This is a genomic window from Microbacterium sp., from assembly GCF_039812165.1.
GTDB lineage: Bacteria > Actinomycetota > Actinomycetes > Actinomycetales > Microbacteriaceae > Microbacterium.
The window spans coordinates 1-15388 of the sequence record NZ_JBDIAB010000051.1; the positions used below are offsets into that span (position 1 = coordinate 1).

A 15388-nucleotide genomic window follows, 5' to 3' on the forward strand; every position below is an offset into this window, starting at 1 on the left:
TGAGCACGACGAGCTCGTCGGGGGCGACGCCCGCGGCGACCAGGTGCGCGACACGCGCGACGACCGTGGCGGTCTTGCCCGTGCCCGCCGCGCCGACGACCGCGCCGGCCGCCTCGAGCGGCAGCTCGCGCACGGCGCGCTGCGCGGCGTCGAGGTCGGCGGCGTCGAGGTCGAGAGCCGCCTCGTCGAGGCGCGGATCGGATGGCATGTCCTCACGCTATCCGCCGCCGCCGACATCGCCCCGCGAGACCCGCGCCGGTCGCGATGACCCCCCGCCGAGTCACTGCGTCGTGCCCCGCTCACTGCGCTGTGACGCAGTGAGTCGGCGCGAAGGCAGTGACCCGCGTGACGGCTCGCCCCGGGCGCGCCCGCTCCCCACGGCCGTGTCGTAGAGTCGAAGGGCGCCCGGGCGGCCGGGCGGGAGAGGCAGTCATCCGTGGAGATCCGCATCGGCATCGCGAACACCGGCCGAGAGCTCAGCTTCGAGTCCGCCGACACGGCGGAGTCCGTCCGTTCGTCCGTGACCTCGGCGCTGGAGGCCGGTGCCGCCTCGGTCACGTTCACCGACGTCAAGGGCACGTCGTACGTGGTCCCGACCGCCGGGCTGGCCTTCGTCGAGATCGGGACCGAGGAGTCCCGCCGCATCGGCTTCGTCGCCTGACCCGCGCATGGAGATCCTGCTCGCGCTGATCGTCGGCGGATCGCTCGGGGCGGCGATGCACTTCGTCGTCGGCGGCCGCAGCACGCGCGGCGCGGCGCTCGCGCCGATCCTCGGCACGCTCCTGGGCGGCGCGACGTGGCTCGCACTGACGTGGGCGGGTCTGACGACCGACGGCCCCTGGATCTGGCTGGCCTCGTTCGCCGCTCCGCTGCTGACCGCGCCGGTGCTGCTGGCGCTGTGGCGCGTGCGCGCGGCGCACGACACGCGCGAGCGCGCACGCCTCCGCATCGCCTGACGCCCGGCCCGGCGCGCCTCAGGCGTCCAGGCCCATCGCGGCCATGCGACGCGAGTGCGCCGCCATGAGGTCGGTGAACACCGGCTCGACCTTCTTCGCGTCGGCGGTGTCGAGCGCGGGCGAGCGCAGCGCGCCGCGGGCGATGAGCAGCGTGTCGCCGACGAGGCGACGGCCCCACAGCGCCAGCAGCGCGCGCCACTCCAGATCGGCGCCGATCGCGTCGGTCAGGATGCCGACGAGAGCCTCGCGGTCGTCGTCGGCCTGCAGGATCTCGGCCACCGCGCGACCGGTGTCGCCGTAGCTCGCCGACAGCGACAGGTAGAAGTCGTCCAGCATGCCCGCGGTGATGTGCACGGACAGCATCGTCTCCAGCGGCCGCGCCCCGTGCGTCGCGCGGCGGAACGCGTCGAGCGGCTCGCGGAAGGGCAGCATGAGCTCCTGCGGATCCTCGCCGCGCGAGCGGATCAGTGCCACGAGCTCCCGGTGCTTGATGAGCGCCGTGCCCGCCGCCATCGACAGCGACTCCTTCTTCGACAGCTCGGGCGTGGGCGCGATCAGCTCGCTCAGCGTCTCGAAGTAGCCGAGCTGCAGGTAGGCCGCCTGGCCGAGGTAGGTGTCGACGTCGGGGGCGAGGGTCTCGAAGTCCACGCGTCGGACGTCGCCGACGTCCCCCCGCGAGCGCAGCGCCAACGGCCGCCCCGCGGGACGCCTGCGCTGCCAGAACCACGTCGCCACGCGTACAGCATAGGTGCGGCGGGGTGGCGCTGCAGGGCCTTCTCGGCGCCCTCGGGTAGGGTGTAGGGGTCCCGCCGCTGGAGCGGGACCACCGCGCCTGTGGCTGAACGAGGGCGTGGACCCTTCTCCTCGGCGGATCGCCCCGCCAGACAGGTACGGACAGTGACGACTTTCGTCGAACTCGGCGTCGATCAGGACATCGTCGACTCCTTGACCGCTCAGGGCATCGTGGACGCGTTCCCGATCCAGGAGCAGACCATCCCCCTCGGCATCCCGGGCCAGGACATCATCGGCCAGGCCAAGACCGGCACCGGCAAGACGTTCGGCTTCGGCATCCCGCTCGTGCAGCGGCTCGGCCCGAACCCCGAGCCGGGTGTGAAGGCGCTCGTCGTGGTGCCCACGCGCGAGCTCGCGGTGCAGGTCTTCGAGGACATGGACATGCTCACGCAGAACCGCTCGACGAGCGTCGTCGCGATCTACGGCGGCAAGGCGTACGAGGGGCAGATCGAGCAGCTCAAGGGCGGCGCGCAGATCGTCGTCGGCACGCCCGGGCGCCTCATCGACCTCTCGAACCAGCGCCTGCTCGACCTGTCGAACGCGACCGAGGTCGTGCTCGACGAGGCAGACAAGATGCTCGACCTCGGCTTCCTGCCCGACATCGAGAAGATCTTCACGAAGCTCCCCGCCGTCCGGCACACGCAGCTGTTCTCGGCGACCATGCCCGGCCCGATCGTCGCCCTTGCCCGCCGGTTCATGTCGAACCCGATCCACATCCGCGCGACCGATCCCGACGAGGGCATCGCGCAGGCGAACATCCGCCACCTCGTGTACCGCGCGCACGCGCTCGACAAGGACGAGGTCATCGCCCGCATCCTGCAGGCCGAGGGCCGCGGCAAGACGGTCATCTTCACGCGCACCAAGCGCGCCGCCCAGAAGCTCGTCGACGAGCTCGGCGACCGCGGCTTCAACGCGGGCGCCGTGCACGGCGACATGAGCCAGGAGTCGCGCGAGCGGTCGATGGCGGCGTTCAAGGCGGGCAAGAAGGACGTGCTCATCGCGACCGACGTCGCGGCGCGCGGCATCGACGTCGACGACGTCACGCACGTGATCAACCACACGATCCCCGACGACGAGAAGGCGTACCTGCACCGCGTGGGCCGCACCGGGCGCGCCGGCAAGACCGGCATCGCCGTGACGTTCGTCGACTGGGAGGACCTGCACAAGTGGGCCCTCATCAACCGGGCGCTGGAGTTCGGCCAGCCCGAGCCGGTCGAGACCTACTCGTCGAGCCCGCACCTGCACGACGACCTCGGCATCCCCGCCGGGACGAAGGGGCGCATCGCGACGGCGCCGAAGACGCAGCCGGCGCGCACGCAGCGGCCGACGCGCGCGGCTGCCGACGCAGCGGCCGAGGGCGACCCCGACGAGGGCGGCACCCGTCGCCGCCGTCGCCGCCGGTCCGGCTCGTCGCGCGTGGGCGACACCTTCGCCCCGGATGCCGGGACCGGAGCGGCCGCGGAGCCGGCCCCAGCCGTCGCCGTCGAGCGCGACGCCGACGGCACCGGGACCCACGACGGGCACGGCAAGGAGCACCACGACGGACGTCCCGCCCCGCGTCGCCGCCGTCGCCGGCGCGGCTCCGGCGCCGCCGCGGCGTCCTGAGACACCGGCATCCTCACCCGCGCACGGTGAGTCCCGGGATCGCACGGCACCCTCGCCGTTAGTCTGAGATCAGGCGGCACATCGCCGACGACTTCTGTGGAGGGGTAATCATGCGACTCATCGACGCGACCGTCGAATATCAGGGCTTCTGGGGCTCGTTCTGGGATCTGATCTGGTGGTTCCTGTGGGCGTTCATCTTCGTGGCCTACCTGATGACACTGTTCTCGATCATCGGCGACATCTTCCGCGACCGCTCGCTGAGCGGCTTCGCCAAGGCGGTCTGGTTCATCTTCCTGATCTTCGTGCCGATCCTCACGGCGCTCGTGTACCTGATCGCCCGCGGCGGCGGCATGGCCGAGCGCGACGCCGAGACGGTGCGGCGCTACAAGTCCGCGCAGGACGACTACATCAAGTCGGTCGCGGGCACGAGCCCGGCCGACCAGATCGCGCAGGCGAAGAGCCTGCTCGACTCCGGCGCGATCTCGCAGGCCGAGTACGACCAGCTGAAGGCCAAGGCCCTGGGCTGAGCCTCACGGCCCGAAGCGCCCTCGTCGTCTCACGGAGCGACGGGGGCGCTTCCCGTTCCACGGGCGACGATCCGCTCGACCATCTCGGCGCTCGTGGTGAACTCCCCTGGCACGTTGGGCTTGCCCGCCCCGTGGTAGTCGCTCGACCCGGTCGCGATGAGCCCGCGCTCCCGCGTGAGCTCGCGGAGCGTCCGCAGGGCCGGCTCGACGTTCTCGCGGTGTCCGAGCTCGAAGCCGGCGAGCCCGGCGTCCAGCATCCGCTCGACGAGGCGCGCCGGCAGCAGGCCCGCCCGGCCGGCCGGGTGCGCGATCACGGGCACGCCGCCGGCCGCGACGATCGTCGCGACCGCGGTGACCGGGTCGGGCGCGTACAGCTCGACGTAGTAGCCGCCGCGCGGGTGCAGGATGCCGGCGAACGCCTCGGCGCGGTCGCGCACGTGCCCCGTCGTCACGAGCGCGTCGGCGATGTGCGGGCGCCCCACCGTCGCGTCGTCGGCGGTGTGCGCGCGGACGTCGTCCCACGTCAGCGCGTAGTCGCGTCCGATGTTCTCGACGATGCGGCGCGCGCGCGTGAGGCGGGATTCGCGGATGCGGTCCGTGAGGGCGCGCAGGGCGCCATCGTCCGGATCGAGCAGATAGCCCAGCACGTGCACGCTCCGCCACTCGTGACGCGCGCTGAGCTCGATGCCGGGGAGGAACGTCATGCCGAGCGACGTGGCCGCCTCGGCGGCCTCCGCCCATCCGGTCGTGGTGTCGTGGTCGGTGAGGGCGACGACCTCGAGGCCGTGCCGGTGCGCGGCCGCCATGACGGCGGCCGGAGGCTCGGTGCCGTCGGAGCGGTCCGAGTGCAGATGGAGGTCGCCCGGGCCGTCGTGCAGAGGATCGTGCGCGCGAGCGTCGCGCCCACGATCGCCCACAGCCATCCTCCGAGCGTAGCGCGGCGTGCGTGCGCGGATCTCTCAGGGTCCTGACATAGAGTCGCGGACGTGTTGCGACTGCTGGGGATTCTCGTGACCGTCCTGTTCGCCATCGCCGCGGCGGTGGTGACCTGGCCGCAGTTCTTCCGGCTCGAACGCGCCTTCCCGTTCACCCAGCTGGTGTCGATGCGGGGCCTGCTGGTGCTCGCCTGCGCGGCGATCGTGCTCGTGGCGCTCCTCATGTGCATCGCGCGGCCGATCCGCGCCTTCGCGGGCGCGATCCTCACGATCGCCCTCGTGGCGGGGCTCGCGAACGCCGGGGTGATCTACGTGCGCGGCGCCGGCAGCGACCGCCTGCCCGAGTCGAGCGAGGCGGGCGTGCGCGTGATGACCTGGAACACCGCGGGCAGCGCCACCGACCCGACGACGATCGCCCAGACCGCGGTGGCCATGCAGGCCGACATCGTGGCGCTCCCCGAGACGACGATCGAGACCGGCGAGCAGGTCGCGATCGCGATGCGCGAGCTCGGCCGTCCGATGTGGGCGCATCACGACACGTACGAGGACCTCGCGGGCTACGAGGAGTGGGACGCCAACTCGACGACCCTCCTGATCTCCCCCGACCTCGGCGACTACGCGGTGATCGAGTCGACCGCCGACGGCACGACGAACACCTCGACCGTGCCGACGGTCGTCGCGATGCCGGTCGACGGCACCGGCCCCGTGGTCGTCGTCGCCCACGCGGTCGCCCCCCGCCAGGAGGACATGGCGAACTGGCGCGGCGACCTCCAGTGGCTCGCCGACCAGTGCGCGAGCGAGAACGTGATCATGGCCGGCGACTTCAACGCCACCGTCGACCACATGGCGCGCCTGGGCGTGGACGGCGGCACGCTCGGCCGCTGCCACGACGCGGCGGCGGCCACCGGCAACGGCGCGGTCGGCACGTGGTCGACCGCCTGGCCGGAGCTGCTCGGGACGCCCATCGATCACGTGATGGCGACGGATGCCTGGACGCCCACCGGCTCGCTCGTGCTGAGCTCGCTCGACGACGCGGGCGGCGACCACCGCCCGCTCGTCGTCCAGTACGAGCCCGCCGGCTGAGCTCTCCCCGCGGCCTTCCCCGAGCCGCGCGGCGCGCCGCGTGCCAGACTGGGAGGATGAGCACGAGCGGCGACCTCACGGTGGAGAAGACGGCGGACGACGACGCCCCGGCGACGAACCTCAATCGCAAGCAGCCCTTCCCGCGCGGCTTCCTCGACACGATCGCGACCGGCTGGGCAGACCGCCCCGACCAGCTGCCGCCGACGCGCCCGCAGGCCCCCTATGCGGCCGCCCGTCGCGCGGCCGTCTCCGCCGCCTTTCCGGGCCGGCGCCTCGTGATCCCGGCCGGCTCGCTCGCGCAGCGCTCGAACGACACCGACTACCCGTTCCGCGCCCACTCCGCGTTCGCACACCTCACCGGCTGGGCGAGCGACACGGTGCCCGACTCGGTGCTGGTCTTCGAGCCGACCGACGACGGGCACGAGGTGATCCTCTATCTCCGCGAGCGCGCCGACCGCACGACGGCCGAGTTCTACGCCGACGCGTCGATCGGCGAGTTCTGGATCGGGCCGCGTCCGTCTCTCGACGGCGTCGCCGCCGACCTGCAGATCGCGACGGCGCACCTCGACGGCTTCGCCCACGTCGACGGCGAGCTCGTCGTCGACCGCGACGCCGAGCTGACGCGGTTCGTCTCCGAGCTGCGCCTGTGCAAGGACGAGTACGAGATCGCGCAGCTGCGCCTGGCGGTCGAGGTCACCGCACGCGGGTTCGACGACATCGTCGCCGACCTCCCCCGCATCATCGCCACGCCGCGCGGCGAGCGCGCCGTCGAGGGGGTCTTCCACCTGCGCGCCCGCACGGACGGCAACGGCGAGGGCTACGACACGATCGCCGCCTCCGGCCCGCACGCGTGCTATCTGCACTGGACCCGCAACGACGGCCCGGTCGTGCCCGGCGACCTCATCCTCATCGACGCGGGCGTCGAGGTCGACAGCCTGTACACCGCCGACATCACGCGCACGCTCCCCGTCTCGGGCGCGTTCACGCCGATCCAGCGCCGCGTCTACGAGGCGGTGCGCGAGGCCGCCGACGCGGGGTTCGCCGCGGCGCGCCCCGGCGTGACCTTCCGCAGCGTCCACGAGGCCGCGATGGCGGTCATCGCCGCGCGCGTCGCGGAATGGGGTCTCCTGCCGGTGACCGCCGAGGAGGCGCTCGACGGCGACCGCGGCGGTCAGCACCGCCGCTACATGGTCCACGGCACGAGCCACCACCTGGGTCTCGACGTCCACGACTGCGCGCAGGCGCGTCGCGAGCTGTACTACGACGGCATCCTGCAGCCCGGCATGGTCTTCACGATCGAGCCCGGCCTGTACTTCCAGATCGACGATCTGACGGTCCCGGCGGAGTACCGCGGCATCGGCGTGCGCATCGAGGACGACGTCCTGATGACCGCGGACGGCCCGGTCAACCTGTCCGCGGGCATCCCCCGCACCGCCGACGAGGTCGAGGCATGGCTGGCCCGCGGGTGAGTCCGGTGCATTCCGACCCCCAGTTCTTCTAGGCTTTTGATCATGAAACGCCGAGGGCCGTACGCGAAGGGCACCGCGAAGCGCGCGGAGATCCTCGCGACCGCGCTCGACGTCATCGCGCTCAACGGATGCCGCAAGGCGTCGAACCGCGAGATCGCGGCGCGCGTGGGCCTCAGCCAGGCAGGGCTCATGCACTACTTCGAGTCGCGCGAGGAGCTGTACCAGGAGGTGCTGCGGGCGCGCGACGAGCGCGACCTCGAGCAGTACTACCGGCCGAACCCCACCTTCGCGGGCTTCCTCGCCGTCATCGACCACAACACGCAGGTGCCGGGGCTCGTGCGGCTCTACGTGGAGTTCTCGACCGAGGCGAGCCTTCCCGGCCACGCCGCGCACCAGTTCTTCGTGCAGCGCTACGCGTGGGTGCGCGGCCTCCTCACCGAGGCCATCGAGCGGGCGCAGGATGCCGGGGAGCTCGGACCGGCGATCGACCGGGACGAGGCCGCGAGGCTCATCATCGCCGCCGCCGACGGCCTGCAGGTGCAGTGGCTGCTCGATCCGTCGATCGACATGACCGCGCACCTGCGGCGGCTGTGGGAGCTCCTCGGCGTCTCGTCGATGATCACGGCGTCGGCGCCCGTCCACTGAACCGCGCGCCGCGTCCGCGAGACGTCGCGGGACGGCGCGGATTGCTCGCAACGAAAACTTGCCTCGTTACGGTATTCGGTGCATACTTCGAGCATCCCGCACCGTGGTCGAGGTCGGCTGCGGTTCGTTCGTGACTACCCATCGGAGTGTATTTCATGACAGACGCAGCAGCCGAGGGCGCCCGCAGCGGCCTCCCCTCCTGGGCCACGCCCGAGGTCGAGGAGCGCGTCCAGGGCTATCTCGACCAGATGACCCTCGACGAGAAGATCGCCTTCGTCACGGGAGAGGTGAACTGGAACTACGGCTTCTACGCCCGACCGCTCGAGCGCCTCGGCATCCCCGCCCTCCAGATGGCCGACGGCCCCGCCGGCGTCCGCATCAACAAGGGCGACGTCCACGAGGGCCGTGCCACGGCGCTCCCCGCCCCGCTCGCGCTCGCGGCGACGTGGGAGCCCGAGACGGCGCACGACTACGGCGCCGTCATCGGCGTCGAGTGCCGCGCCACCGACCACAACGTGTCGCTCGGCCCGGCCGTCGACATCGCCCGCGTGCCCGTCGGCGGCCGCACGTTCGAGTCCTACGGCGAGGATCCGGTGCTGACCTCGCGCATCGGCGTCGCGTTCGTCAACGGCGTGCAGGAGCAGGGCGTGCAGGCGTGCGCCAAGCACTACGCGATCAACAACCAGGAGGACCACCGCTCCTCGGTCAACGCCGTCATCGACGAGCGGACGATGCTGGAGCTCTACCTGCCGTCGTTCGAGGCGCTCATCCAGGAGGCGGGCGTCGCCTCGATGATGGCGTCGTTCAACCGGATCAACGGCGAGTTCGCGTGCGACAACACCACGCTGCTGCGCGACGTCCTGCGCGACCGGCTCGGCTTCCGCGGCTGGATCATGAGCGACTACGGCGCCAACCACTCCACGGCCGTCGCCGCCAACGCCGGCCTCGACCAGGAGCAGCCCGGCGAAGGCTTCTGGGGCGGGCAGCTGTGGCACGCGTGGAACGACGGCGAGGTCGGCGAGGCGGTCCTCGACGAGAAGGTCCGCAACATCCTCCGCCCGCTGGTCGGGCTCGGACAGATCGAGAACCCGACGAGCGTCGGCGAGTTCGACGTCGACGCCCACCACGACATCGCCCAGCGCATCGCCGAGCGGGCGATGGTGCTGCTGCGCAACGACGGCGTGCTGCCCCTGCAGGGCGTCCGGAAGGTCGCACTCATCGGCCCCGACATCGACGCGATCAGCGCGCAGGGCGGCGGCAGCTCGCAGGTGCGCGAGACGAAGGGCGTCTCGCCGCTGGAGGGCCTGCGCCGCGCTCTCGGCGACGACGTCGAGATCACGACCGCGTACGGCTCCGACCCGGTGACGCCGGGTGCGCTGCTGCCGGGTCCGGATGCCGTGCCGTCGAGCTTCTTCCGCACGCCGGACGGCGAGCGCGGGCTGCACGCCGACTTCTGGCTGAACACGGACTTCGAGGGCGAGCCGTTCCTCTCGCGCACCGAGGCGCCGATCGAGCTGAACATGGGCTTCCACAACTTCCCGGGCTTCAACGCGAGCTCCGCCCGCTACGACCGCCTGCCCGGCGAGCTCAACGCCCGCCTGTCGGTGCGCTACACGGGCACGATCACCGTCCCGGTGACCGGCGACTACGAGTTCGTGGTGACCCACCTCGGCAGCTACATGTTCTCGCTGGGCGGCGTCGTGCACCGCTCCGCCGAGCGCGACGACGAGGCGGCGACCACGACGATCGTGCCCCTCGCCGGCTCCGGCGCGGCGGCGGGCGTCGGCAACGGCTACGCCGGGAGCGGCTACGCGGGAAGCGGCGGCATCGACCAGGGCACCGGCGACGGCAACCCCGCGCTCGACGAGCTGACCCTCGAGCTCGAGGCGGGGAAGTCCTACGACGTCGTGTTCGAGTACGCGGCCGACGACCCGTCGCAGGGCTTCCTGCTCGGCTCGCGGATCCGGCTGGGCTGGCGTCCGCCGGCCGGCGTGTTCGCCCCCGAGGTCGAGGAGGCGGCCGAGCTCGCGCGCGACGCCGACGTCGCCGTCGTCATCGTGCGCACCTACGAGGCGGAGGCCGACGACCGCCCGCACATGGGCCTGCCGAGCGGCCAGGACGACATGATCAAGGCGGTCCTGGCCACCGGCACGCCCGTCGCGCTCGTGCTCATGACCGGCAGCCCGATCGACACCACGCGCTGGGGCGGTCAGCCCGCGGCGCTGCTGCAGGCCTGGTTCCCCGGCCAGGCGCAGGGCGACGCGCTCGCCCGCGTGCTGACCGGCGCGACGGAGCCCGGCGGGCGCCTTCCGCTCACGTTCCCGCTGTCCGCCGACGAGACCCCGGTCGCCTCCGCGCGCACCTACCCGGGCGTCGACGGCGACGTGCACTACGACGAGGGCGTGTTCGTGGGCTACCGCGCGGTCGGGCAGCCCGACGGCCCGAGCCCGGCGTACCACTTCGGCCACGGCCTGACCTACACGACGTTCGCGTACTCCGACCTCGAGGTGCGCGAGGGCGAGGGCGGCGACGTCGCGACCGTCGCGGTCACGGTGACCAACACCGGCGGCCGCGAGGGCTCCGAGGTCGTGCAGGTGTACGTGGGCGAGCTGCCCGCGCCGGTGCCGACGCCGGCCAAGCAGCTGGCCGGGTTCGCCAAGGTGTCCCTCGCACCGGGGGCGTCCGAGCGCGTCGAGGTCGCGATCCCGCGCCGCGCGGTGTCGTACTACGACGTCGACGTGCACGACTTCGTCGCGCCCGCCGGCGACGTCGACGTGCTCGTGGGCGCCTCCTCCGCCGACATCCGGCTCACCGGATCGGTGACGGTCGGCTGACGCGACAGGGCATCTGACGCGACAGGGCCTCGCTCAGCGGCCGGGGATCACTCCCCGGCCGCCGGGCGGGGCCCTTCGCGCATCCACGCGACGACCGTCGGCGCGAGCCCCGCGCCGATCTCGGCCGGCGGCCGCTTGCGGCCCTTGACCTCGAACGAGTGCCCGCCGCCGTCGACCCATGAGAGCACCGCGTCGCGGCACGACGCCACCGCCGCCTCGAGCTGTTCGACCGGCTGCACGAACGGGTCGGCCGTGCCGCTGAGGAACAGCTGCGGCTGCACGATCGCCGGCAGGTGGGCCGTGCGCGGCTTGTCGGGCCGCCCCGGCGGATGCAGCGGGTAGCCGAGGTAGACCAGTCCGGCGGGCGCGATCACGCCCTCGGCCGCGGACATCGACGCCATCCGCCCGCCGTACGACTTCCCCGCCGCCCACCAGGGCACGCCGAGGCCCGCGGCCCATTCCCCCGCAGAAGCCCAGGCGGCCACGGCGTGGGCGGCCGGTCCCGGCATCCGTCTGCCGGCGACCCGGTAGGGGAAGTCGAACCGCGCGACGGCGAGTCCCTGCGCGCACAGGGCGCCGGCCAGGCCCGCGAGGAACGGATGCTCGCGGCCCGAGCCCGCGCCGTGCGCGATCGCGACGACGCCCCACGGCGCGTCCTCGGGCGTCTCGACGATCACGGGCACGTCCACGCGGCCGGCGGGCAGCTCGACCGCGAACGTGTGCGCGGCCTCGGTCACTCCTCGTCGCCCGCGGGAGGACGCGGGTCGACGCGCTCCCCATAGCGGGGCGGACCTGCCGGGGGCGGCGGCGGAACGGCCGGGGCCGAGCGGCCGAGCACCTCGCGCGCACGGTGGATGCTGTGCGCGAGCACCGTCACCTCGTACCGGTCGGCGAGCACCTGGGTGATGGAGGTGTAGTCGCGGCGGCGGCGGATCAGCGTGTACGTGACGATGCTCATGAGCATGCCGAGCGCGATGCCGACGAGCATCACGCCGACGAACAGCTGGATCGCGGCGTTGGGCGTGCCGAGCACGAAGATCGCCGAGAAGAGCAGGCCCAGCAGGATGCCGTTGATCGCGCCGGTGCGCGCGGCGGCGGCGTAGCCGAGCCGTCCGGTCACCGTCTCGACCGAGCGCAGGCCCCGCCCGACGATCGCGATGTCCTTCGCCGGGATCTCCGCCGCGATGAGCCGCGAGACCGCCTTCTGCGCGCCTTCGTAGGTGCCGAAGCCGGCGACGGTCTCGCCGTGCTCCTTGGGCGTGCCACCGATCATGCTCACCGTCCCATCCTCTCACGCGGGCCGTCGGGGGCTCTTCGGGCCGGTCGTCGCGGACCCGAGGAATCACGCCGTCCGCGGACTACGCTGGTCGGGTGAGCACGCAGAGGGTTTTCGTCGCGCGCCTGACCGGCTGCGCGGTCTTCGACCCTGCCGGCGACCGCCTCGGCAAGGTCCGGGACGTCGTCGTCGTCTTCCGCCGCGACGATCCGCCGCGCGTGATCGGGCTGGTCGTGGAGATCCCCGGCCGCCGCCACGTGTTCGTCTCGATCGGCCGGGTCACCTCGATCGCGACCGGCCAGGTCATCACCACCGGGCTGATCAACGTGCGCCGCTTCCAGCAGCGCGGCGGCGAGGTGCGTGTCATGGTGGAGCTCATCGGCCGCAAGGTGTACCTCAAGGACGGCTCCGGTCACGCGATCATCGAGGACGTCGCGATCGAGCGCAACCGCCTGGGCCAGTGGTCGGTGGGCCAGCTGTTCCTCCGCCGTCCGCGCACGAACGCCTCCCCGTTCGCGAAGGGGCCGACGACGTTCGCGACGTGGTCGGAGGTCCGCGAGCAGCAGTCGCCGGGCGAGGCCCAGTCCGCCGAGCAGCTCGTCGCCACCTACTCCGAGCTCAAGCCGGCCGACCTCGCCAACACGCTCCTCGACCTGCCCGAGGACCGCCTGCTCGAGGTCGCCGAGGAGCTGCCCGACGACCGACTCGCCGACGCCCTGGAGGAGATGCCCGAGGGCGAGCAGGTGCAGATCCTCGAGCGGCTCGGCGACGAGCGCGCGGCCGACATCCTCGACGCGATGGAGCCCGACGACGCCGCGGACCTGCTCGGGCAGCTTCCCGAGCGCCGCGCCGAGCAGCTCCTGGGCCTCATGGAGCCGGAGGAGGCCGAGGACGTCCGCGCCCTGCTGGAGTACGGCCCCGACACCGCCGGCGGCCTCATGACACCGGAGCCGATCGTGCTGCCCGCCGACGCCACGGTCGCCGAGGCGCTCGCCACCATCCGCCGGCACGAGCTGCACCCCGCCCTCGCGGCGGCCGTGTTCGTGACGCTGCCGCCGTACGAGACCCCCACCGGGCGCCTCCTCGGCGTCGTGCACTTCCAGCGCATGCTGCGCTATCCCCCGCACGAGCGGCTCGGCACGATCATCGACGACACGCTCGACCCGGTGCTGTCGACGGCATCCGCCGCCGAGGTGGCGCGCCTGCTCGCGAGCTACAACCTGGTCTCGGTGCCCGTGGTCGACCAGGCCCATCGGCTCGTCGGCGCGGTGAGCGTCGACGACGTGCTCGACTACCTGCTGCCCGACGACTGGCGGTCGCACGACGGCGACGACGTGCCCGGCACCGTGCGCGCGGGGAGCGCCCGCTGATGGCCCGCACGTCGAGGGTGCGGCTCGACGCCCCGCGCGGGCGTCGCTCGGGCGTGCTCGCGCGCACGCCGCAGCCCTCGCGCGACCGGTTCGGCCGGTTCACCGAGTGGATCGCCCGCAACATGGGCACCCCCGCGTTCCTCCTCGGGCTCTCGGTCTTCTGCGTGGGATGGCTCGCGTGGAACACGTTCGCCCCCGAGCACCTGCGCTTCGACTCCCAGGTGTACGGCTTCACCGTGCTCACGCTCGTGCTGTCGCTGCAGGCGTCGTACGCGGCGCCCCTCATCCTGCTCGCGCAGAACCGTCAGGACGACCGCGACCGCGTGCAGATCGAGCAGGACCGTCAGCGCGCCGAGCGCAACCTCGCCGACACCGAGTACCTCGCGCGAGAGATCGTCGCGCTGCGCCTCTCGCTCGGCGACATGACGAGCGAGGTCGTCACTCGCGACATGCTCCGGCACGAGCTGAAGCTCCTGCTCGAGCAGCTGGACGAGCGGGCCGCGCCCCCCGACGAGCGCACCGCACCCTCGGACGAGCGATGACGGCATCGGCCGACGCCGTCCGCGCGGCCGTGGGGGCCGTCGTCGATCCGGAGCTGCGGCGTCCGATCGCCGAGCTCGGCATGGTGCGCGAGATCGCGGTCTCGCCCGAGGGACTCGCGGCGGTCGAGATCGCGCTGACGATCGTGGGATGCCCCGCCGCCGATCGCATCGCCGCCGACGTCCGCGCGGCCGCGGCAGGCGTCGCCGGGGTCACCGGCGTCGACCTGCACGTGGGCGTGATGTCGCCGGGCGAGCGCCGCGAGCTCACCGACCGGCTGCGCGCCGGCCGACCGGCGCGACGGATGCCGTTCGGGCCCGGCACGCTCACGCGGGTGATCGCGGTCACGAGCGGCAAGGGCGGCGTCGGCAAGTCGACGCTCACGGCCAACCTCGCGGTCGCCCTCGCCGCGCGCGGCCTCGCGGTCGGGCTCGTCGACGCGGACGTGCACGGCTTCTCGATCCCGGCCCTCCTGGGCCTGGCCGACGCCGACGGCACCGCCCCCGCGCCGACGCGCCTCGACGACCTCATGCTCCCCCCGGTGGCCTACGACGTGAAGACCGTGTCGATCGGCATGTTCCTCCGGCGCGAGGGCGACGCGCCGGTCGGCGCCGTCGCGTGGCGCGGGCCGATGCTGCACCGCACCGTGCAGCAGTTCCTCACCGACGTGTACTTCGGCGACCTCGACGTGCTGCTGCTCGACCTGCCGCCCGGCACCGGCGACGTGGCGATCTCGGTGGGCCAGCTGCTGCCCAACGCCGAGGTGATCGTCGTGACGACGCCGCAGCCGGCGGCCGCCGACGTCGCGATCCGGAGCGGCCTGGTCGCCCGCCAGACCGGTCAGCGCGTGGTCGGCGTCGTGGAGAACATGGCGGCGCTCGCCCTTCCCGACGGCACGACGCTCGAGCTGTTCGGCTCCGGCGGCGGCGCGGCGGTCGCCGAGGCGCTGTCGGCCGACGCCGAGGCGGTCCCGCTCCTGGGCAGCGTGCCGCTCAGCACCACCCTGCGGGCCGACGGCGACGCGGGGACGCCGGTCGTGGCATGCCATCCGGACGACCCTGCCGCGCGGGCGATCGCCGCCGTCGCCGACCGGCTCGCCCAGACGCCGCGCGGCCTCGCCGGGCGCGGTCTGCCCCTCACCCCGCGCTGAGCGCCGCCCTGCACCAGATCAGGAGATCTGGCGCATACAGGACGATCCACGCGACAACGTCCTGTCCCGGCCAGATCTCCTGATCTCGGCACGCTCCGCCGGTCGGCACGCTCCGCCGGTCAGGTCGCCTCGGAGTCGAACGGCACCGTCGCGGGCGGGTCGTCGGGGGATGCCGTCCGCTCGACGATCGGTCGGCGCGCGCCGCC

General features: G+C 73.0%; 16 protein-coding genes. 11 read left to right on the plus strand and 5 right to left on the minus strand.

The genetic code is table 11. The features are described from left to right. Positions 1-208, minus strand: a 208-nt coding sequence (locus tag WML84_RS06280) for a UvrD-helicase domain-containing protein (protein WP_347345287.1), incomplete at its 3' end; no start/stop codon positions are given. Between the two features lie 228 nt (positions 209-436). On the opposite strand from WML84_RS06280, the gene WML84_RS06285 reads away from it, so the two are divergent. After that, positions 437-661: a DUF3107 domain-containing protein gene (locus tag WML84_RS06285; RefSeq protein ID WP_347345288.1), complete on the plus strand. Its 225-nt coding sequence runs from the start codon at positions 437-439 to the stop codon at positions 659-661. A 7-nt stretch (positions 662-668) separates the two neighbouring features. Then, positions 669-956: a hypothetical protein gene (locus WML84_RS06290; protein WP_347345289.1), complete on the plus strand. Its 288-nt coding sequence runs from the start codon at positions 669-671 to the stop codon at positions 954-956. An 18-nt stretch (positions 957-974) separates the two neighbouring features. Here the strand turns inward: WML84_RS06290 and WML84_RS06295 are convergent, their stop codons facing one another. Beyond that, complete coding sequence (locus WML84_RS06295) at positions 975-1691, minus strand: ferritin-like fold-containing protein (protein ID WP_347345290.1); 717 nt, start codon at positions 1689-1691, stop codon at positions 975-977. 162 nt (positions 1692-1853) lie between these two features. Between WML84_RS06295 and WML84_RS06300 the strand changes: the two genes are divergently transcribed. Together WML84_RS06300 and WML84_RS06305 are read left to right on the plus strand one after the other, a co-directional pair. After that, on the plus strand, positions 1854-3353 hold the full coding sequence (locus WML84_RS06300; protein ID WP_347345291.1) for a DEAD/DEAH box helicase: 1500 nt from the start codon (positions 1854-1856) through the stop codon (positions 3351-3353). A gap of 110 nt (positions 3354-3463) precedes the next feature. Then, complete coding sequence (locus WML84_RS06305; protein WP_347345292.1) at positions 3464-3880, plus strand: SHOCT domain-containing protein; 417 nt, start codon at positions 3464-3466, stop codon at positions 3878-3880. Positions 3881-3909: 29 nt separating this feature from the next. On the opposite strand, the gene WML84_RS06310 is transcribed toward WML84_RS06305, so the two are convergent. Then, positions 3910-4803 carry a PHP domain-containing protein gene (locus WML84_RS06310; protein WP_347345293.1) on the minus strand — a complete coding sequence of 298 codons (894 nt, stop codon included), beginning with the start codon at positions 4801-4803 and terminating at the stop codon, positions 3910-3912. A 63-nt stretch (positions 4804-4866) separates the two neighbouring features. Here WML84_RS06310 and WML84_RS06315 point away from each other — a divergent pair, with 63 nt between their 5' ends. From WML84_RS06315 to WML84_RS06330, 4 genes are all read left to right on the plus strand, one after another. Beyond that, positions 4867-5898, plus strand: coding sequence for an endonuclease/exonuclease/phosphatase family protein (locus tag WML84_RS06315; protein ID WP_347345294.1), 1032 nt, complete (start codon positions 4867-4869; stop codon positions 5896-5898). 56 nt (positions 5899-5954) lie between these two features. Next, the gene (locus WML84_RS06320) at positions 5955-7367 is read left to right on the plus strand and encodes an aminopeptidase P family protein (RefSeq protein ID WP_347345295.1); all 1413 of its coding nucleotides are present in this window, start codon (positions 5955-5957) and stop codon (positions 7365-7367) included. Between the two features lie 42 nt (positions 7368-7409). Next, on the plus strand, positions 7410-8012 hold the full coding sequence (locus tag WML84_RS06325; protein ID WP_347345296.1) for a TetR/AcrR family transcriptional regulator: 603 nt from the start codon (positions 7410-7412) through the stop codon (positions 8010-8012). Between the two features lie 155 nt (positions 8013-8167). Then, entirely contained in the window at positions 8168-10846 is a 2679-nt protein-coding gene (locus tag WML84_RS06330) for a glycoside hydrolase family 3 C-terminal domain-containing protein (protein WP_347345297.1), read from the plus strand. A gap of 47 nt (positions 10847-10893) precedes the next feature. Here the strand turns inward: WML84_RS06330 and WML84_RS06335 are convergent, their stop codons facing one another. Then, positions 10894-11583, minus strand: a complete 690-nt coding sequence (locus WML84_RS06335) for an alpha/beta family hydrolase (RefSeq protein ID WP_347345298.1) — start codon at positions 11581-11583, stop codon at positions 10894-10896. Then, complete coding sequence (locus WML84_RS06340; protein ID WP_347345302.1) at positions 11580-12119, minus strand: general stress protein; 540 nt, start codon at positions 12117-12119, stop codon at positions 11580-11582. The genes WML84_RS06335 and WML84_RS06340 overlap by 4 nt, the downstream gene beginning before the upstream one ends. 98 nt (positions 12120-12217) lie before the next feature. Between WML84_RS06340 and WML84_RS06345 the strand changes: the two genes are divergently transcribed. Genes WML84_RS06345 through WML84_RS06355 form a run of 3 tightly spaced genes read left to right on the plus strand, consistent with a single transcriptional unit; the run spans position 12218 to position 15182 of the window. After that, positions 12218-13492, plus strand: coding sequence for a CBS domain-containing protein (locus tag WML84_RS06345; RefSeq protein ID WP_347345299.1), 1275 nt, complete (start codon positions 12218-12220; stop codon positions 13490-13492). After that, positions 13492-14034 carry a DUF1003 domain-containing protein gene (locus WML84_RS06350; protein WP_347345300.1) on the plus strand — a complete coding sequence of 181 codons (543 nt, stop codon included), beginning with the start codon at positions 13492-13494 and terminating at the stop codon, positions 14032-14034. The genes WML84_RS06345 and WML84_RS06350 overlap by 1 nt, the downstream gene beginning before the upstream one ends. Further along, positions 14031-15182, plus strand: a complete 1152-nt coding sequence (locus WML84_RS06355; protein WP_347345301.1) for a P-loop NTPase — start codon at positions 14031-14033, stop codon at positions 15180-15182. The genes WML84_RS06350 and WML84_RS06355 overlap by 4 nt, the downstream gene beginning before the upstream one ends. Positions 15183-15388: the final 206 nt, after the last annotated feature.